The organism is Dinghuibacter sp., assembly GCF_035492835.1.
In the GTDB taxonomy this organism is placed as follows: Bacteria; Bacteroidota; Bacteroidia; order Chitinophagales; family Chitinophagaceae; genus Dinghuibacter.
Window position 1 is genome coordinate 1 of record NZ_DATJIY010000132.1, and the last position, 18,948, is coordinate 18,948.

At 59.2% G+C, this 18,948-nt stretch carries 16 protein-coding genes; 11 read left to right on the forward strand and 5 right to left on the reverse strand.

All coding sequences use genetic code 11. The features are described 5' to 3' along the window. From VL547_RS12125 to cysC, 4 genes are all read left to right on the forward strand, one after another. A partial coding sequence (locus tag VL547_RS12125; RefSeq protein WP_325578056.1) for an energy transducer TonB occupies positions 1–207 on the forward strand: 207 nt, incomplete at its 5' end. 86 nt (positions 208–293) lie between these two features. Then, complete coding sequence (locus VL547_RS12130; RefSeq protein WP_325578058.1) at positions 294–1,283, forward strand: sensor histidine kinase; 990 nt, start codon at positions 294–296, stop codon at positions 1,281–1,283. Then, a complete protein-coding gene (locus VL547_RS12135; RefSeq protein ID WP_325578061.1) occupies positions 1,280–1,981 on the forward strand; it encodes a LytTR family DNA-binding domain-containing protein in 702 nt (233 codons plus the stop codon). The genes VL547_RS12130 and VL547_RS12135 overlap by 4 nt, the downstream gene beginning before the upstream one ends. Positions 1,982–1,983: 2 nt before the next feature. After that, complete coding sequence (gene cysC / locus VL547_RS12140; RefSeq protein WP_325578063.1) at positions 1,984–2,508, forward strand: adenylyl-sulfate kinase; 525 nt, start codon at positions 1,984–1,986, stop codon at positions 2,506–2,508. Positions 2,509–2,511: 3 nt separating this feature from the next. Here the strand turns inward: cysC and VL547_RS12145 are convergent, their stop codons facing one another. Next, a complete protein-coding gene (locus tag VL547_RS12145; protein WP_325578065.1) occupies positions 2,512–2,799 on the reverse strand; it encodes a hypothetical protein in 288 nt (95 codons plus the stop codon). A gap of 52 nt (positions 2,800–2,851) precedes the next feature. Between VL547_RS12145 and VL547_RS12150 the strand changes: the two genes are divergently transcribed. The 4 genes from VL547_RS12150 to VL547_RS12165 all read left to right on the forward strand — a co-directional run bounded on the left by VL547_RS12150 (position 2,852) and on the right by VL547_RS12165 (position 6,941). Beyond that, positions 2,852–3,328 carry a GNAT family N-acetyltransferase gene (locus VL547_RS12150; protein WP_325578068.1) on the forward strand — a complete coding sequence of 159 codons (477 nt, stop codon included), beginning with the start codon at positions 2,852–2,854 and terminating at the stop codon, positions 3,326–3,328. Positions 3,329–3,341: 13 nt separating this feature from the next. Continuing rightward, a complete protein-coding gene (locus tag VL547_RS12155) occupies positions 3,342–3,881 on the forward strand; it encodes a carboxymuconolactone decarboxylase family protein (RefSeq protein ID WP_325578069.1) in 540 nt (179 codons plus the stop codon). A 97-nt stretch (positions 3,882–3,978) separates the two neighbouring features. Further along, positions 3,979–6,321: a S9 family peptidase gene (locus tag VL547_RS12160; protein ID WP_325578071.1), complete on the forward strand. Its 2,343-nt coding sequence runs from the start codon at positions 3,979–3,981 to the stop codon at positions 6,319–6,321. Positions 6,322–6,350: 29 nt separating this feature from the next. Continuing rightward, a complete protein-coding gene (locus tag VL547_RS12165; protein ID WP_325578073.1) occupies positions 6,351–6,941 on the forward strand; it encodes a hypothetical protein in 591 nt (196 codons plus the stop codon). On the opposite strand, the gene VL547_RS12170 is transcribed toward VL547_RS12165, so the two are convergent. The 4 genes from VL547_RS12170 to VL547_RS12185 form a co-directional block, all read right to left on the reverse strand. Beyond that, a complete protein-coding gene (locus VL547_RS12170) occupies positions 6,931–8,079 on the reverse strand; it encodes an alpha-hydroxy acid oxidase (RefSeq protein ID WP_325578075.1) in 1,149 nt (382 codons plus the stop codon). The two genes, VL547_RS12165 and VL547_RS12170, sit on opposite strands and share 11 nt — an antisense overlap. Positions 8,080–8,209: 130 nt before the next feature. Beyond that, the gene (locus tag VL547_RS12175; RefSeq protein ID WP_325578077.1) at positions 8,210–8,632 is read right to left on the reverse strand and encodes an OsmC family protein; all 423 of its coding nucleotides are present in this window, start codon (positions 8,630–8,632) and stop codon (positions 8,210–8,212) included. A gap of 66 nt (positions 8,633–8,698) precedes the next feature. Further along, the gene (locus VL547_RS12180) at positions 8,699–10,741 is read right to left on the reverse strand and encodes a gamma-glutamyltransferase family protein (RefSeq protein WP_325578079.1); all 2,043 of its coding nucleotides are present in this window, start codon (positions 10,739–10,741) and stop codon (positions 8,699–8,701) included. Positions 10,742–10,859: 118 nt separating this feature from the next. Continuing rightward, the gene (locus VL547_RS12185) at positions 10,860–13,001 is read right to left on the reverse strand and encodes a hypothetical protein (RefSeq protein ID WP_325578081.1); all 2,142 of its coding nucleotides are present in this window, start codon (positions 12,999–13,001) and stop codon (positions 10,860–10,862) included. A gap of 162 nt (positions 13,002–13,163) precedes the next feature. Between VL547_RS12185 and VL547_RS12190 the strand changes: the two genes are divergently transcribed. The 3 genes from VL547_RS12190 (at position 13,164) to VL547_RS12200 (ending at position 18,946) form a co-directional block, all read left to right on the forward strand. Beyond that, positions 13,164–14,606: an inorganic phosphate transporter gene (locus VL547_RS12190; protein ID WP_325578083.1), complete on the forward strand. Its 1,443-nt coding sequence runs from the start codon at positions 13,164–13,166 to the stop codon at positions 14,604–14,606. Positions 14,607–14,617: 11 nt separating this feature from the next. Further along, positions 14,618–15,442 carry a universal stress protein gene (locus VL547_RS12195; protein ID WP_325578084.1) on the forward strand — a complete coding sequence of 275 codons (825 nt, stop codon included), beginning with the start codon at positions 14,618–14,620 and terminating at the stop codon, positions 15,440–15,442. Between the two features lie 372 nt (positions 15,443–15,814). Beyond that, positions 15,815–18,946, forward strand: coding sequence for a TonB-dependent receptor (locus VL547_RS12200; protein WP_325578086.1), 3,132 nt, complete (start codon positions 15,815–15,817; stop codon positions 18,944–18,946). The last annotated feature ends 2 nt before the right edge of the window (positions 18,947–18,948 follow it).

An 18,948-nucleotide genomic window follows, 5' to 3' on the forward strand; every position in this document is an offset into this window, starting at 1 on the left:
GGTACCTGCACGGTGCAATTTATCGTCAGCAAGGATGGCGTGGTGAGCGACGTAGCCGCAATGACGATGCAGGGGACCAAGCTGGCGGAAATAGCCGTCAACGCCATAAGGAGAGGCCCCAAATGGATACCGGCCGAACAAAACGGCAGGAAAGTCAACGCTTTCAGAAGACAAAACATCCGTTTTATCCTGGCGGACCAGCCTTAAGACCGGTTTTTTACACCATCCAGGGGTTTTCCTTGATGAAGCGTTACCCCTATAGCCGCGGGGCGTGTTACCTTTGGAGGAAAAACGTGACCAGGCGGTTGGCGGTATATCATATCCTTTTCTGGGCGGCGATTTATGGTATCTGGGTAATGGTTTTCCGGAATTACTCTTTTACGCTGAGCCGGACCATGACGGTGCAGTTCTGTTATCTCGCCTTTATAACGGCGGACTATTACCTGGTGAACAACGTGCTCGTGCCCCGGTTGCTCCTGAAGCGCCGGTATGTATGGTTCGCCGCCGCGGTGATCGGGACGATCGTGGTATCCGCGGGCTTGCGTGCGCTGATCGCCCGGACGCTCTACCCGGGGAACCCGCACGTCTATATCGATTCCCTGCTGAACATTGCTTTGTGGGTATTGCTGCTGACGGGGGCCAAAATGCTCGTGGATCGCATACGTCATGAGCAACAGGTGGAACGGCTCGAAAAGGAACGGGCCCAGGGCGAGCTGGCCTATCTGAAGGCGCAGATCAACCCGCACGCCCTGTTCAATTCGCTCAATACCGTCTATGGACATATCGACAAAAGCAACGCAGTTGCCCGGGAGACGTTGTTGCAGTTTTCGGAGCTGCTACGGTATCAGCTCTACGATTGCGGAGCGGACAAGGTCAGCCTCGGTAAGGAAATAGCGTATATCAGAAACTACGTGGACTTCCAGCGGCTCCGCAAAAACGAAAGGCTGCGGGTGGACTTCGACGCCGCGGGCGCCAAGGGGGAATTGCTGATCGCGCCCCTGTTGCTGATCGTGCTCGTGGAAAACGCCTTTAAATTCGTGAGCAACTTTGCGGACAAGGAAAACCGGATCGGTATCCGCCTCCACACCAACGGCCGGTTCCTGTACTGCACCATCGTCAACACCAGGGAGCGGCTACAGGCGGTGGTCCCCCAGCGGTCGGGCGGCATCGGGATCGCCAACCTCCGGCGCCGGCTGGACCTGTTGTATGGACGGCGGTATGAATTCACCACCCGGGCGGACCAGGAGCTGTACGAGGCAAATCTAATCATCGAGCTATCATGAAATTGAAGTGTATCATCATCGACGATGAACCGGTCGCCCGGAAGGTCCTCAGGGAGTTCGCCGAGGACATCGACTTTCTGGAGCTGGCGGGCGAGGCGGAAAATCCCTTGTTGGCCATACCGCTGCTGAGCGCGGAAGACATCGACGTCATCTTCCTGGACATCGACATGCCCAAGATCAATGGGATCGACTTCGTGCGGGGGTTGACCGCGCCTCCCAGCATCATTATCACCACGGCTTATGCGGAGTACGCCGCCGAGGCCTATGGCCTGGATGTGCTCGACTATCTCGTTAAGCCGATCGCCTTCGACCGTTTTGTCAAGGCCTGTAACAAGGCGCTGGCGGTGCGGCGCTCCCCGGCCGCCACGCAGGATGACCATTTTTTCGTAAAATGCAATAACCAGATCGAAAAGGTGCTTTACAACGAGCTGGTATACGCGGAAGCCATGGCCAACTACGTGATGCTGTATACCCTATCGCGGAAGCTGATGGTGTATGTAACGATCAAGGGTCTGGAAGAACAGCTGCCGGCGGGTGATTTTATAAAGGTGCACAAGTCTTACCTCGTCAACATCCGAAAGATCAAAAGTATCGATGGGAACGTGCTGGACGTGGGGATCGCACGGGTAACCGTCAGCCAGAACCTGAGGGACAAGGTCATGCAGGAAGTGATCAAAGACAAGATGATCAAGCGATAATCATGGGAACGATCTTTTGGTTTACGGGTTTATCCGGCGCCGGCAAAACGACGCTCGCCAACGGGCTCCATCAGGCTTTGGTGGAGGGGAACCACCGGAGCGTCGTGCTCGACGGGGATGTGGTCCGCAAGGGTTTGAACCGCGACCTGGGGTTCACCCGGGAGGACCGGATGGAAAACAACCGCCGCATCGCCGAAGTGGCCAGGCTCCTCAGGGACAGTGGCCTGATCGTTTTGGTCTCGTGTATTTCACCCATGGTGGAAGACCGAAGGCGCAACCGGTCGATCTGCGGAGAGACGGCATTTTACGAGGTCTTTGTAGACTGCCCGCTGGCGGTCTGCGAAGAAAGGGACGTAAAGGGGTTGTACAAAAAGGCCCGTCTCGGGCTATTGCCCGAATTTACCGGCGTCAGTGCGCCGTATGAGCCGCCCGTTTCGCCCGATTTCGTTGTGAAGACGGGGGAATACGGCGTGTCCGCTTCCCTTGAGGCGTTGCTAAGGTTCGTGAGCGAGACGCTTACACGGTAAGCCTTATACGGTTGCCATCGCGGTGATGCCGCCCAGGAATCCCAGGAATGCGATGATCGACACGTTGAACATGATCGTCGCGCGGCGGATCATCCGGATGTCGCTGCGTTCGGTGGCCAGCGTGAGGGCGGACTTCAGGATGCTCGATCCGAGGCGCCAGCGGCTGTCGAGCAGCCCCTTTTGGAAAAGGCGCACCTGCACGTAACCCACATAGAGGTTACAGGCAATGACGATGATCCAGAAAGAAAGGAGGGTGAACCACATCAGGGTCGGATGCATGTAGAGATACATGGGATACGGATTTGAAATGAAGATAGGGTTTTTGAATTAAAAATGCACGCTTATGGGGATTTTTTTGGCTTCCGGCGACGAGATCGAATTGATTGTCAATCTTGTAAATACGGCGTACCGCGGAGAGGGCGCCGGCTGGACCAACGAGACGCACCTGCTCCAGGGGCCGCGGACGGACGCGGCCGAGGTTGGACGGCTGCTGAACGAAGGGATGATTTTGACATTCGTTGATGGCGGCCTGCTGGGCTGTGTATACTTGCAGCCACAGGCCGACGCCCTTTATATGGGATTGTTGAGCGTTCGGCCGGACCGACAGGGCGCGGGGATTGGCAAAAAGCTGATGGGCGCCGCCGTCGACTTCGCCCGGGAGCGTGGTTACGGGCGCATCCGGATCACGGTCCTGTCGCGGCGGCCGGAGCTGATCGCGTGGTATGAGCGGCATGGATATGTACGCACGGGGGAGGCGCTGCCTTTCCCCTGGGGGGACCGGTTGGAGCTGATCGTACTGGAACGTGCTATATTAGGGTAAAATCTCCTCTTCTATGTCCCTCTTTACAGTCCCCTCGTATGACGACGTTTCGCCTGAGGCAAAAGCGGTCTTCGACCAGCTGAACAAAATGCTGGGCAAGGTGCCGAACCTGTATGCGACCATAGGGTATTCGGGCAATGCACTGGCATCCTATATGGCGTATGTCCAGGCGCAGGCGAAGGGTACCTTTCATGCAAAGGAGCGCGAAGGCGTATTCCTGATCGTCTCCGAGCTCAACGGTTGCGAGTATTGTCTTGCGTCCCACACGCTGAGTGCCCTCAAGGCGCACTGGACGGAGGAAGAGACGTTGCTGCTCCGGGCGGGCAGATTACCCGATCCACGCTGGCAGGCGATCTATGCGGTGATCAGGTCGGTGATCGAGCAGCGCGGCGCCGTTTCGGAGGACATCCTGAAGGCGTTTTTTGCGGCAGGATACGACAAGACCGCGCTGATGGACCTGATGGTGTTGATCAACGTGATGAGCTTTACGAACTATGTGTTCCGCATGACGGAGATTCCTATTGACTTTCCGCCAGCAAAACCGCTGCCTTGATCGGGCTGGGCGGCATGGGATCGCTGATTGGCCGGCGGGCGACCGCTCGTGTAAATGCGGCCGGGCGGACTCCGGGTTTATAGTAAATTCAGCCCCTATGAGCAAAATCTACTGTATCATCCTTTTGTGCGGGTGGAGTGTGGCTGCCCGCGCCCAACAGGGCTTGACCGAGAGCGACTACGCCCGGGCGGAAAGCATGTTGACATATAATACAGAACCGCTGGTGGACCATGGTCAGGTGCGACCCAACTGGTTGCCCGACGGCCGGTTTTGGTTCCGGGACCTGACGGCCACGGGCAGCGGGTTTGTTTTGGTGGACCCGGTGAAGAAAACGCGCGGGGCGGCGTTCGATCACGTGAAACTCGCGGCGGCGCTTTCGTCTGCGACAGGGTCGGCTGTGGATGCATCGCAGTTACCGTTTACTACTTTTACCTATGATGGCGCCGCCATTGTCTTTCGGGCCGCCGGCAAGCGCTGGAAATACGACCCGGCATCGGGTCAATGTACCGAATCCGCCGGTCGTGACTCGGAACCGGAAGGCGGCTTTGCGGGCCGGCGCCGGGGCGGCGAATCCGTGAATTCACCCGATGGCAGCAAAACCGCTTTCATCCGGGATTATAACCTTTGGGTGCGCGACCTCAAGACCAACCAGGAGACACAGCTGACCACCGACGGCGTCAAGGATTTTGGCTATGCCACCAGCAACGCTGGTTGGCAGACCAGCGACGGGCCTGTCCTGCGCTGGTCGCCGGACTCCAAAAAGATCGCGACCTTCCAGCAGGACCAGCGCAACGCCAGCGACATGTACCTCGTGACCACCAACGTGGGCAAACCCACGCTCAAGGCGTGGAAATATGCCTTTCCCGGGGATAAGGACATCATCACCATCCAACGCGTGGTCATCGATGTGGATCAACCGAAGGTCATCCGGCTCCAGGTGGCTCCGGACCCGCATCGCGCTACGCTGAGCGACGACATCTCCAGCAGCGGGACGTTCGACGACGTCGATTGGAGCCCGGACGGTTCGCAGCTCGCTTTCGTTTCCACTTCCCGGGACCACAAGGATGAAAAGGTCCGGATCGCGGACGCGGCCACCGGCGCCGTGCGGGAGGTGTTCGAGGAGACAGTCCCCACGCAATTCGAATCCGGTCAGGGTACGATCAACTGGCGTTATCTGGCAAAGACCAACGAATTCATCTGGTATTCCGAAAGGGACAACTGGGGCCACCTTTATCTCTATGACGCGGCCACCGGCAAGGTCAAGAACCAGATCACCAAAGGCGACTGGGTCGTGACCAAATTGTTGAAGGTCGACGAGAAAAACCGGAAACTCTATTTTATCGTCGATGGCCGTCAACCCGAGAACCCTTATTTCAGCCAGTTCTACCGGATCGATTTCGATGGCAAGAACCTCACGCTCCTGACGCCGGAGCCGGGGAACCACATCGTCACCCTCTCGCCCGACGGGGAGACCTTCCTGGATACCTACTCCAAACCGGACGTTCCGGGTACGACGGTGTTGCGTTCGCTCGATGGCAAGCTGCTCGTCACCGTGGGCAAAGCTGATATTTCCCGGCTCGTCGCGACGGGCTGGAAACCCGTGACGCCGTTTAGCGTCAAAGCCCACGACGGGACCACCGACCTCTACGGGCTGCTGTTCACGCCCACGCACCTCGACCCCAACAAGAAATACCCCGTCATCGACTATATCTACCCGGGTCCCCAGGGCGGTAGCGTCGGCAGCTGGTCGTTTGCCGCCTCCCGCGGCGACAACCAGGCGCTGGCGGAATTGGGCTTTGTGGTGGTCGTCCTGGAAGGCACGAGTAACCCGCTCCGCTCCAAGAGCTTCCATGACATGAGCTATGGCAACATGGCCGAGAACACCATCCCCGATCAAATCGCGGGTATCCGACAGCTGTCCGCCCGTTTTGGATACATCGATACGGCCCGCGTCGGTATATGGGGACACTCCGGCGGCGGTTTTGCCACGGCTACGGCCATGTTCCGTTATCCCGACTTCTTCAAGGTGGGTATTTCGGAATCGGGTAACCACGACAACCGCAACTACGAGGACGACTGGGGCGAGCGTTATGACGGCCTCTTGGGTAATTCGGATTACAACGCCCAAGCCAACGAGAACTACGCGGCGAACCTGAAGGGTCACCTTATGCTTGCGCATGGATTGATGGACAATAACGTTCCGCCCCAGAATACCCTGCTGGTCGTCGAGGCCCTCGAGAAGGCGGGCAAGGATTATGACCTCGTGGTCTTTCCGAATAGTCCGCATGGCTACGGGCAATATTCACCTTACATGATGCGCCGCCGGTGGGATTACTTCGTCAAGTACCTGATGGGCGTGGCGCCGCCGCACGAGTATCAGCTGAAGGCGAAGACCGATCCGCGGAATCCGCCGGAGGGACGCGGGAGGGGTAGGGAGTGATTTCCCCTTCGCTGGTGGAAGCCCGGGATATGTTGCTTTCCGAGCTGAAGGAGCGGTACTATGGTACTTCCCGCGTGGACGTGGCGTCCACTTTTGCATTGCGAAGCCTGGCGCGCGTGCGCGCGGGGACGCCCTTCAAGGAATTCAAGCCGGGTCTTTTCACCAGCTACGCGCGCAGCTATATCGTGCCATTGGTGGTAGGGATCATCCTGGTGAGCCTTTTTACGTTGGGGCAAGTCGTATACTGGATGATCATCATCGGCGTGCTCATGATCGTGACCAGCCTCATCGCCGACAACCGGCGGGGGCACCGGCTGCACATCGACGACAAGGGTATTACGATCGAAGGGTCGACCTATTGGTGGAGCGACGTCGCCGAGACGGCCATCCTCACGGGGACGGTCCATGTCAATACCAGGGAGCAGCGGGACATCAGTTACCTGATCCTGGTTTTCCGGCAGGGAGGTTACCGGAAGTTCGACCTGGGGATGTACCACGCGTTTTGGGGGCTTAACGCCGAGCTGTCGCGGTATATCGAATACTTTAAGGCATCGGCAACGGGGCCGCCGGCGTCCAACGGGGCATCGGCGTTCGCCGGGCCGTCGGCGCCTAACGGATGAGGTGCTGCGGGAAGTCCGCGGTGCGGGCGCAGCAGATCTGTTCCATGACTTGTTGGAGTTGGGTTTTGAGAATGGCGATGGTGTGGTTGCCACCTTCGGCGCCGAGGGCGGCAACGCCGTACATGAACGAGCGGCCGAGAAAGGTAAAGGCGGCGCCGCTGGCCAGTGTGCGGGCGATGTCGGGGCCGGAGCGGAGGCCGCTGTCCATCATAATTTTTATCTTGTCGCCATATCGTTCGGCGATGGGGCCGAGGGCGTGGATCGAGGACTCGCCGGCGTCCAGCTGGCGACCGCCGTGGTTGGAGACGATGATCCCGTCGAGGCCAAGCCGGATGGCGGTCTCGGTGTCTTCCACGCTGGCGATACCTTTTACGACCAGCTTGCCCTTCCAGCGATCGCGGATGGGTTTTATTTTTTCAGGGTTGAGACGGCCGGAGAAGGTCCGGTTCATCCACAAACCCAGGTGTTTCATGTTGAGGCCTTTGGGCATGTAAGGCTTCATGGTTTCGAACGCCGGTTGTCCATGGAGCAGGGTCCGGAGCGCCCAATTGGGGTGACCCGCGATCTGGAGCATGTTACGGAAGGTCATGCGCGGCGGCATGGCCAGCCCGTTCCGGATGTCCCTGGGGCGATACCCGAAGGTGGGGACGTCGGAAAGGATGACCAGCACGGGATAACCCGAGGCCTCCGCCCGGTTGAGGATGTCGTCCCTCAGGGCGTTGTCGGCGGGGTGGTATAGCTGGAACCACGCTTTGCCCTCGGTGAGCTCGCCGATGCGTTCGATGCCGGACGTCGTGACGGTGCTCAGGATAAAGGGAATGTTGTGGCGGTGCGCCGCCCTGGCGAGGATTTCCGGGGCGTTTGGCCACATCAGACCCTGCAGACCCACCGGGGAAATACCAAAGGGCGCGTCATAGACGTGTCCGAACAACTCGGTCTTCATGTCGGAACCCGCGTGGGCATTCAGGTAGTAGGGCTTTAGCTCCACTTCCCGTATGTCGGACGTATTCCGGTGCAGGTTCACGTCTTCGTTACAACCGCCATCGAGGTATTCGAAGGCGAAGCGGGGGATGCGTTTCCTTGCTTTTTCCCGGAGGTCGTCGACCGAAGGATAGCTGTCGTTATAAGTCCATGGCATAGGTCGCAATATACGCGATATGCGTTTGCGAACACCCCTGGACTATACTGCGCGGGCTGGACGATCCAAAGGCGCGGCGGCGCGCCGCCCGAGACGCGTTGTTGAAGCGGGCGGCGGCGCGGTGCGGGCGCTATTGATAAACGACCGTTAGCGTGATCGGCGTGGCGGCAAGCGCCTTGGACAGCGGGCAATTGGCCTTGGCCAGCTCGGCGGCTTCCTTGAATTTTTCTTCGGTGACGCCGTCGATTGTCGACGCAGTCAGCTCCAGGGTGATCTGGCTGATCCTTTGTTCGGCGGGGTTAAGCTCGACGGTGGCCTTGGTGGTCAAGTCCCCGGGCGTGATGCCCTGCTGGGTCAGCACGGCGCTGACGGCCATGGTAAAGCAACCGGCGTGGGCGGCGCCCAGCAGTTCTTCAGGGTTGGTGCCGACGCCGTCGGCAAAACGCGTGTTAAATGAATATTGCGAATGGTTCAGGACGGTGCTTTGGGTGCTGATGTCGCCTTTGCCATTTTTGAGGTCGCCATTCCAGTGTGCGGTTGCAGTGCGTTTCATACTGTTGAGTTGTGTTTGCGCTAAGGTAAAGAACACGCCGATGTCACCGATGTTATTTTTGGGTTGTCACCACCCGATGCCATAGTCCTCCCCGTTATTGCTGCTGCCGCCCCAGAGGGTGCCGTGCCTGGCGTCGATAAAAATCGCATTGATGGGGCCGCTGGTGCGGTCGCCATAGGTGGGGACGTAACCCATGCGGCGGAGGTCGAGCCGCGTCCAGGCAGGGATGGAGTTACCCAGGAGGATGTGGCCCGGTCGAGGGCGGCGGTCTTCGATGTGCTCCCCGCCCAGGGACAGCCAGAGTTGGTCGGTATTGATGTTGGGGGCTTCGGTCGCCTCCTGGACGGTCATGTGGAATTCCACCATGTCGAGGAAGAACTGGAGCAGGTTCTGGTCCTGGGTGTCGCCGCCCTGTACGCTAAAACAGAGGAAGGGTTTGCCGTCCCGGAGCGCGAGGGTGGGCGTCAGGGTGACGCGCGGGCGCTTATGCGGGGCGACGACGTTGAAGGGGTCGATGATGGAGTCCAGGACGAAGCTCTGCATGCGCTGGCTCATGCCGACGCCGGTATGGCCCGCGATAACGGCCGGAGGCCAACCTCCGCTGGGGGTGACCGAGATGACCCAGCCATCCTTGTCGGCGGCTTCGATGCTGGTGGTGCCGCGCCAGAGGCGGTCGTGGTAAAGCGCCTCATCGAAGGGGGCGCCGGCAGGGGTTTGGTCGAAGGCGAGGTCGGGTGCCGCGGCAGATAGGGCCGAGGCGTTTCCCGGGGCAGCTGGTGTTGTGGCTGAGGCGGTGCCGCCGTTCATGGCGCCGCCGGTACTAGGCGTCGCGCCGCCGCGCGGGGTGGCGAAGCTCATGTGCGCCCGCTGGTCCAATAGGGTGGTGAAGGGATTGGTCTTGCCTTCGTAGGGATAAGGATCGCCGGGGGCGACGGCGGCGTTGTTGTGGTCGCTGTCGATGAGGGCGGCGCGGGCTTTGGCGTAGTCCTTGCTGAGGAGGCCGGCCATGGGTTGGTTGGTGGCGAAGGTGGGATCGCCATAATAAAAATCGCGGTCGGCAAAGGCCAGGTTCATAGCCTGGTAGACGGTATTGATATAGCGGGTGCTGTTGTAGCCCATGCTTTTGAGGTCGAAATTCTCGAGGATGTTCAGGGCCTGGAGCATCGAGGGGCCCTGGGTCCACTGCCGGAGCTTATAGACTTCGACGCCGCGGTAGTTGGTGTGCATGGGTTCTTCTTCGACCGGTTTCCATTGGGCGAGGTCCTCCATGGTGATCAACCCGCCCTGCTCCTGGCAACCGCGGACGAACTCCTGGGCGATGTCGCCTTTGTAAAAGCGGTCGAAGGCGGCATAGATCGCCTCTTTCCGTGTTTTGTGGTGACGCAGGGCGTCGTCTTCGGCTTCGACCATTTTGGTGAGGGTGGCCAGGAGATCCTTTTGGACAAAAACTTCGCCTGCTTCCGGGGCTTCCCTGGACTGGCCCAGGTGCGGCAGGAAAAGCGCTTTGCTGTAGGGCCATTGCTTGATGCGGCGTTTTTGCGACTCGAAGCTGCCCGCGGTCTCCGCCTCGATGGCGTAGCCTTTGGCCATTTCCATGGCGGGGGCGAGGACCTGTTTGAGGCTCATGGTGCCGTACTCGGCCAGCATATAACACAAACCGCCCGGGGTACCGGGTGTAACGGCGGCCAGCGGGCCGTATTCGGGCGGGAAGTCATACCCCTTGCTTTTGAAAAATGCCGGTGTGGCGCCCGTGGGCGCGTATCCCAGCGCCGCGATCGAGACGACCTTCCCGGTGTGCGGGTTATAGATCAGGGCCTGGGTCTCGCCACCCCAGCTCAGTACGTCCCACATCGTGCAAACGGCCGCGAGCATGGCGCAGGCCGCATCGATGGCGTTGCCACCCTGCTGAAAGATCTGCGCGCCGGCTTCCGCGGCCAGCGGCTTGCCGGTGACGGCCATCCAGTGGTTGCCGTGGAGCGGTGGCTTTTCGGTTTGTTGCGCCAGAACGGGCGCCGCGCTGGTGAGGAGGCACGCGGCGATGACGAGACGTGTGGCGACGACGAGACGCTTGGTGGTGGCGAGCGACGCGAGGTGGAAAAAGTATTTCATGGTGGAGCTTAAGACCCATAAGATAAACTAGATGCGTTGGCGGGCAAAGGAGAATGGGAAGGGCGGCGAAAAAAAAGGCCCGCTCATCGCGGGCCCGGCATAGGATGAAGGTGTAGGTTCAGGTGTTGGTGAGCGCAAATGCCGCGGCGGTGGAGCCGTAGTAAGGCGGGGCGAAGGTTTCCCACAGCGGGGAGCTACCGTTGGTGGCCAGGTGGTAGACGGTGAGGTTTTCGGCAAAGGCCGCGCGGGTGCAGGAGCCTAGCAGATCGCCCACGGTTTCGCCGGAGGATGTATAGGTGCCGGCGGAGAGGATGAACGGCGAGGGGCTTTGGAACACATAACCGTTTGCGTCCAGGATAACCCCAACGTTACCCTTGGACACGGAAAACCCGAAGGTGGCGAAACCAAAGGGTTCGGATGCCTGGAAGCTCAATATGACCTCCTGGGTCGTGTCGGTATACTGGAGGAAACCGCAGGGGTTGGGACCCGTGACGCCGGAGCCAGCCAGGGTGGCGGGGTTGAGCTGGATGGTGATGGGGGCGTTGTCGACGCGGACGAGCACGGAAAGGGCGAGCGCGTTACCGCTCGTGGAAGGGTCGGCTGTGAGGTAGGCCGCAGGGGCGTCCGTTGATCCGCCATAGCCGCCTGACACGTCGGTGTTGATCGAGACCTGGAAAGTATGATCGGGAACGGAAACGACCTCGAATAGTCCGGCGGAATCCATGTTGAGCAGCTCGAGCTCGAAGCGGGCGACATAGCCGTTAGGAATGCTGTTGCTGTCGAGGTAGGCGCTGACGAAGTTGAAGGATACCCATTCTGCCGTGGCCGGTACGCCGGGATAGCTGGTTACGTCGAAGTTGGGGATGGAGTAGGCGACGGTCCCGCCGGCGTCGGTTGCCTGGAGGTTAATCGCGCCGGTCTGCCAGGTGCCGTCGGACTTCTGCCAGAGATAGGGGCGGGCGATGGACGGGGTTAGATACTGAGGCGTCTGGCCGGTCAGCGGGTTGAGCCCGGAATCGTAAGCCAGGGTATATTTCCAGCGATAGTAGGCGGCAGGCGGCAGGATGCTGCCAAAGGCCAGGCCGAGGTCGAGGGTGGCGCCGAAGGGACAGAGCTGGTTGCCGTCGTAGAGGTTCGTGCAGCCCAGGGTGTTTCTCCCCAGCGACTTGGCGGTGTCGCTTTGCTGGATGTCCAGGGCGATGCCGTAGTTGCCGATGGCGGTGAACCATACGGTGCCGTCCGAGGCCTGACCTTCGCAGTTACAGGGTGGGAGCGACGGATTGGTCAGGTTGATATCGATGTCGGTGTTGCAGCTGTAGTCCCAGTGCGTGGCGCAAGGGAAGGGCGGCCGGTAGACCGTCGTCCAGACGCCGCCGATGAGCGCCTCGACCCATACATAGATATTCTCCACCGGTTGCGGGCCGAAGAATAAAAGACCGCCGTCGAAGTGACCGTTGCAGTCCGTGGTCGCGACGGTCCTTTCGGTGACGCGGTAAAACCACGACCAGAATACCGGCCACCAGCAAAAGTAAGGGAACAGGATGTCAGCGTGGTTGTAGACGATTTCATGGATGGTGTCGGGGGTGGCGGACAGGATGTCCTGTTGCACGTGCGAGGGCAGTGGCTTCAAACCGGTCGCCGCCTGTATGGGTTTTGACGCGGCGGATGCACGGTTTGTGGTGCGGGCCAGGGACCGCAGCTGGCGGTTGATTTTTTCGGGCGGGGGTATGGGTATCGAAGGGGTTAGGGCGACGACGTGGTCCTTTAACTGGTCCAGCAGGTTTTCCTGGATTACGGGGCGTAACCAGATCGGCCAGCGAAAGTACCAGTCGACCGTGCAGATGTGCACCTTTGCCTTGCAAACGGGGCCCGTCGTGGCCTTGCCGTCCAGGGTTACGGTGTTGGTGACGTTGCCCACCACGTCGCAGAAGTGAAAGGGAGGGATGATGATGATATCTCCCGGCAGGCGCCGGATGGCGATCTCGTGGTTGTCCGTGAAGTTCACGGATACCTGCTGGGCGCCTGCATCCGCCAGAGCATAGGCGTCGATGGCGGAGGCGGGGAAGTCCTTGGGAAAGGGCGGCCCTATAAAAAGCCTCGCGCCCTTTAGCGTGTCCTTCCCGGTTTGGAGGATGGCCCGTCCATCCGCAAAAGGAGCGGTTTCCAGGACGGCCCCGTCCTTGCCGACGACGAAGGCCGAAAGCGTTCCACCGGTCCCGGCGGGTAGCGTAACGGCGATGTTGCGTGCTGTGTGTGCCATAGATTAACATTTTTAGGAGTGCTAAAATAGGCGCGACGTTTAGCAAACAGGTAAGTATATTTACCGTTTTCCGGTGCACACTGTACGCATTAACAGGCCCGGCGGGAGGGGGACGCAGAATGTAGTCATTTGTAGTGCCCTCCCTAAAACCTTTTCCAACATATGTCATGTCTACTCAGCATGATCAATCTCCCATTTATAGGAGAGGTCGATCTACAAGGCTCCGTTTTGCTTATCTTCTTCTTATGCCTCCTGTGTGTAGTCGGGTTTGAATTTGTAAACGGATTTCACGATACGGCCAACGCCGTAGCGACGGTCATCTATACCAAGGCGTTGAAGCCCATGGTCGCCGTTCCCTGGTCGGGCTTCTGTAACTTCATGGGGGTATTTACCGGCGGCGTGGCCGTCGCGATGGGCATCCTCAAGCTGGTCCCCCTGAACGACCTGATGGCCCTGCCGGTGTCGGTCGGTGCCGCCATGGTACTGTCGGTGCTGCTGGCGTCCATTATCTGGAACCTGGGTACCTGGTACCTGGGGATTCCCTGCTCCTCCTCCCACACCCTGATCGGGGCGATGATCGGCGCCGGTCTTGGCTTTACCTTTTACTACCATGGCGCGGGGGTGAACTGGGGCAAGGCCGGTGAGATCGGTCTTTCGCTGATCTTGTCGCCGGCACTCGGTTTTGGCGTAGCCGTCGGACTGATGTTGTTCCTGAGACACGTGGTCAAGGCGAAGTCCTTGTTCCACATCCCGCAGGGCGAAAACGACCGGCCACCGATCCTGATCCGGCTCCTGCTGATCACGACGTGTACGCTCGTGAGCTTTTTCCACGGGAGCAATGACGGCCAGAAAGGGGTTGGGTTGCTGATGCTGATACTGATCGCGTTCCTGCCCGCGAAGTTCGCCCTCGATCCTTCGGTTCCCACCGACAAGGTAGCTTCCTTCCTGGCGCCGACCCAGCAGGTGATCCAGCGCGCCATTGCCGCCAACCCGGACGCCAAACCCACCCTGGATTCGCTGAGCAACAGCATCGCCGATGCCAGCGCGGGGGTATACGGCGCGGCAAAGTCCTATCCTCACGGATCGGTCGATCACAAGCTGGTGTACGAATACCGGAAGAAAATACAGGCGGCGGCCAAAGCCCTCAGCGCACTGGCTGCCAACGGCAAGGTCCAGATTCCGGACGCCGACAAGGCCACCCTGAAGAAGGCGTCTTCCTCCCTGGGTAAACTAACGGATTACGCCCCCATCTGGGTGATCGCCACGATCTCCATTTCACTGGGGATAGGGACCATGATCGGGTGGAAACGGATCGTGACGACGATCGGTGAGAAAATCGGGAAAGAACACCTCAACTACGCGCAGGGCGCCACGGCGGAAATCACCGCCGCCAGCATGATCGGTCTGGCCACCGCCTCCGGTCTGCCGGTGAGCACGACGCACGTATTGTCGAGCGGTATCGCCGGGGCCATGGTCGCTTCGGGGGGTACAAGCAACCTGAACAGCGGGACGCTCCGTAACATAGCCCTCGCCTGGGTGCTTACGTTACCGGTGTCGATCATACTTTCGCTGGGTCTGTTTTTCCTTTTCCATTTATTTGTTTAACTTCTTGAATCATGAACAAGCAAATCCTGATCGCCACCGATTTTTCCAACGGCGCGGCCAACGCCGTGGAATACGCCCTGCAACTGGCCAAAGTGCTTCACCAGGAAGTCTGCATCCCGCACGCCGTCGGCTCGTTGGAAGGGGTGAATAACAATACGTACAACGCTTTATACATAGAGGATTACCAGAACAGCAAACGCGAGGCCCTGGAAGCCTGGGCGGCTAAGTTCACCGAAAGGGACGCCTTTGCCGGCATACAGGTGACCACACGGGTGGACGTCGGGTCGGTCAGCGGATCGATCGTAAAATACGCCGCCGAGCACCCGGTAGCCATCATCGTCATGGGCGCTGCCGGTTCTACGGGTATCTCCGGTTTGTTTGGCAGCACCACCTCCTCGGTGGTGATCAAAACCACGACACCCGTTTTGATCGTCCCCCAGGAAAGCGCCTTCTCCACCAACCCCGTAATCACCCTGGCGTCGGACTACGACTCCAAATTGTCCCCGGATGATGTAGAGGCCCTCAACGAGCTGATAAAGGCGTTTGGCACGCAGAAACTGCAGGTGCTGAATGTCGTGGAGAAGTCCGACCCGGCCGTCTTGTCCGCTGGCGAAGCCGAGATCAGGAAAGTCGTCACCGGCGCCGAGCTGCAATTCAACTACCTGACGGATACCGATCCGTTGACCGGCATATTGAACTTCGTGGAAAGCAGCGAAACTGACATCCTGTGCGTCGTGCGCCACCACCAGAACATCATTTACCGCATCTTCACGCGCTCCACGGTGAACCGTGTGATGAGCCGCGCGATCAAGGCGGTGCTGGTCCTGCATGAGTAGGCCGCGCGGCGGACGTCGCTCAACGAGTCGCGAACGATCGTTCTTGACATAGACCCGGCTTCCCGCCGGGTTTTTTTGATATTTATATTCTACTAATTTGGTAGACTAATAAGTTTTGATTTACTTTGTGTATCGATAAATTACTGTTATGAGATTTCATTCCCTTCGCTGTTGTTGTCGCTGACGCCGACAACGTTCCCCCCCCAAACAAAAGACCGCGCAGAGCGGTTGCGCGTAAGGCGGCGACGCCGCGCGTGGTAAAAAAAAGCCCGGTAAGAGCGAATCCTACCGGGAAGGGACATCCATCAGCCCAGTAACGCCAATCACTTACTGATGTTTGTCCTGATACGCAAATGATAAACAATCATTCACATGCATTTTCAAAGGTATCAAAAACACCTGGTAAAAGTGCTGGGGGCGGCGCTATTTTGGAGCGCGGCCACGGCACCATACGCGGCTACGGCGCAGAAGGCGGCCACCGCGCAAAACAACAACGTCGTACTCGTCGGCCGGGTGATCGACGAACGGACAAAGGATCCGTTGCCCGGTGCGGTCGTGCACATCCTGGGGACGACACACCAGGTGGTGGCGGACAACAACGGAGAATTTACCTTCCTGACGGGACAGCGGGTCCCGGTGACCTACGAGGTCACGTTTACCGGGTACAAACGCAAGGAAATCCAGATCAACAGCTATGGTCACGTGGACGTCCAGCTGGAAGAAGCCAACAAGGCGTTGGGCGATCTGCTGATCGTGGGCTACGGCACACAACGCAAGAGCGACCTGACCGGTTCGGTGGCGACGGTTTCCAAAAACCTGCTTACGCAGCCCTCGGCTTCTTTTGACAACCTGCTCCAGGGGGGCGTTTCGGGGGTTTCGGTGACGCAGAGCTCGGCGCAGCCCGGAAGTACAGCTACCATCCGTGTGCGCGGCGGGAACTCGATCACTTTCGGGAACGCGCCGTTGTACGTGATCGATGGCTTTATCGTCTATAACAACAACGACTATGTGAATTCGGGGGCGACAAGCGGGGCGGCCGTGAACGCACTGTCCACCATCAACCCGAGCGACATCGAAACGATCGAGGTGCTCAAGGATGCCTCGGCGACGGCGATCTATGGGTCGCGCGGCGCCAACGGCGTGGTCATCATCACGACGCGTCGCGGCAAAAAGGGGACCAACGAGGTCAACTATAGCACCTACGTGGGGTACCAGTCGGTATCGAAAAAATTGTCGTTGATGGATGCGTCCCAATGGGCGGCACTGATCAACGACGTAAACGTGAGCGACGGCGTAGCCAAAACCTACACGGACGCGCAGATAGCCGACGCCGGCCGGGGTTTCGACTGGCAAAGCGCCGCGCTCCGGAAAGCCCTCGAACAAAACCACGAGGTGTCGGTGTCGGGCGGGGACGAAAAGTCACGCTACCTGATCTCCGGTAACTATTTCGGCCAGGACGGGGTGCTCGTAAATTCCGGGTTCAGGCGTTATGCCGGCAGGATCAACTACGAGCGCAACGTGTCCGACCGGTTGAAGATAACCGTCAACGCCTTCGGGAGCTCGTCCCGGGAAAACGAGGCGCAGGGTAGCGCGTATGGCAGCATCAATTTCAGCAATGCCTATTCGACGTTGCTGACGACCTCGCCCATCGTGCCTATATATAATCCCGACGGGTCCTATTACACCAGTAGCCCCTATCTGACTACGCCCACCAATCCGTTGCAGGACATCAAAGCCACCACCAACCAAAGCAATATCGTCCGTACCCTGGGAAACTTTTCCGCCGAGTACAAGCTGCTCAAGGATCTGACGCTGAAGGAAACGGTCGGCGCGGACCTGCTGTACACCAAGCAGAATTATTATGCGCCCAGCTATACCTCGTCCGGCTATGCGTCCGGTGGGACCGCATCGATCGGCTCGGTGACATCTACCACCTGGGTGAACGAGAACACCCTCACCTACGACCACTCATTCAACGACGCGCATTTCCTGACGGCGCTGGCGGGTTATACGACCCAGTCGGAAAAGGACGAGGAAGCAGTGACCAACGCGCAGAAATTCCCCAACGACCTCACGGGGTATAACAACCTGGGTTACGCGGGAACCCCCGTACTGGGGACCTCCGGGGCGCACACGTCCGTATTGAACTCCTGGCTCGGCCGGGTCAACTATTCCTACCGGCACGTCTATAACGTCACGGTCTCGGGCAGGGCGGACGGCGCCTCGGTGCTGGGAGCCAACCACAAATGGGGATTCTTTCCGTCCCTCGGGTTATCGTGGAATGCGGGAGACGAGCGTTTTTGGAGCCCGCTCAAAAATACCGTGAGCAGCCTGAAGGTCCGGCTGACCGGCGGCCAGACGGGGAACTCGGCGGTGCCGCCGTATTCTTCGCTGCCAGCGCTGGGCGCGAGCAACTACTACTTCAACAGCACCCTCGTCACCGGCACCGCGCCGATGCAGCTGGCCAACCCCAACCTGAAATGGGAAACCACTACGCAGTATGACGTGGGGGTGGATATAGGTTTTTTCAACAGCCGCGTGAACCTGGTGGCGGACGTCTATACCAAAAAAACCACCGACCTGTTGTTGAACGTGCCGTTGCCCTTGTATACCGGTTACGCCAGCGAGCTTGAGAACGTAGGTAGCGTAAGGAATACCGGCGTGGAGCTCTCCCTGCGTACCGACAACATCAGGGGCCGGGCTTTCTCCTGGACGTCCAACCTCACCTTTGCGGCCAACCGGAACAAGATCCTGAGCCTTGGCCAGGGCACGGCGAGCTACTTCCCGTTGGCGCCCACGGGCCAGGTATCCCCGGTGATCGTAGCGGTAGGACTGCCCGTGGGCGCCTTCTGGGGCTACAAGACGCGCGGTTTATTGACGTCAGCCGACCTGTCGAAGGGGACGCCGACGCTGGCCGGCGTACCGCAGCAGCAGGGCGACACCAAATACGTCGACTGGAACGGGGATGGAAAGATAACGACCGCGGACAAGCACTATCTCGGCAGCGCGCTGCCAAAGGCTACCTACGGCTTTTCCAATACGGTTACGTATAAGGGCTTCGACCTGTCGTTCCTTTTCCAGGGATCGTACGGCAGCAAAATATTCAATTTGTTGCAGCAAACCCTGGAGCGGCCTACGTTGTCCCAAAATGTATCGGCGACCCTGCTGAACCGCTGGAGCTCCACCAATCCCAACGGGACGGTAGCCAGGGCCACGGATTCTCCGGTCCCCCAGGTGACCGACCGGTATATCGAAAACGGTTCCTACGTGAAGTTGAAGAACCTATCCCTGGGATACACATTCGCTTCCGGGTTGGTGTCGCGTCTGCACGCCAAAAACCTGCGATTGTACGTATCCGCCCAAAACCTTTTTACGGTTACGAAGTACAGCGGGTATGATCCGGAGGCGAACTTTTACGACGGGGACAATACCAAGGCAGGGGTGGATTATGGGATCTATCCGCCGGTGAGGACCTTCCTGGCCGGTTTGAACGTCACTTTTTAAGC

Bases quoted from the DNA above. Each gene is read 5' to 3' on its own strand.
- VL547_RS12135 (WP_325578061.1), top strand. From the start codon at position 1,280: ATGAAATTGAAGTGTATCATCATCGACGATGAACCGGTCGCCCGGAAG.
- cysC (WP_325578063.1), top strand. From the start codon at position 1,984: ATGGGAACGATCTTTTGGTTTACGGGTTTATCCGGCGCCGGCAAAACG.
- VL547_RS12145 (WP_325578065.1), bottom strand. From the start codon at position 2,799: ATGTATCTCTACATGCATCCGACCCTGATGTGGTTCACCCTCCTTTCT.
- VL547_RS12150 (WP_325578068.1), top strand. From the start codon at position 2,852: ATGGGGATTTTTTTGGCTTCCGGCGACGAGATCGAATTGATTGTCAAT.
- VL547_RS12155 (WP_325578069.1), top strand. From the start codon at position 3,342: ATGTCCCTCTTTACAGTCCCCTCGTATGACGACGTTTCGCCTGAGGCA.
- VL547_RS12160 (WP_325578071.1), top strand. From the start codon at position 3,979: ATGAGCAAAATCTACTGTATCATCCTTTTGTGCGGGTGGAGTGTGGCT.
- VL547_RS12165 (WP_325578073.1), top strand. From the start codon at position 6,351: ATGTTGCTTTCCGAGCTGAAGGAGCGGTACTATGGTACTTCCCGCGTG.
- VL547_RS12170 (WP_325578075.1), bottom strand. From the start codon at position 8,079: ATGCCATGGACTTATAACGACAGCTATCCTTCGGTCGACGACCTCCGG.
- VL547_RS12175 (WP_325578077.1), bottom strand. From the start codon at position 8,632: ATGAAACGCACTGCAACCGCACACTGGAATGGCGACCTCAAAAATGGC.
- VL547_RS12180 (WP_325578079.1), bottom strand. From the start codon at position 10,741: ATGAAATACTTTTTCCACCTCGCGTCGCTCGCCACCACCAAGCGTCTC.
- VL547_RS12185 (WP_325578081.1), bottom strand. From the start codon at position 13,001: ATGGCACACACAGCACGCAACATCGCCGTTACGCTACCCGCCGGGACC.
- VL547_RS12190 (WP_325578083.1), top strand. From the start codon at position 13,164: ATGTCATGTCTACTCAGCATGATCAATCTCCCATTTATAGGAGAGGTC.
- VL547_RS12195 (WP_325578084.1), top strand. From the start codon at position 14,618: ATGAACAAGCAAATCCTGATCGCCACCGATTTTTCCAACGGCGCGGCC.
- VL547_RS12200 (WP_325578086.1), top strand. From the start codon at position 15,815: ATGCATTTTCAAAGGTATCAAAAACACCTGGTAAAAGTGCTGGGGGCG.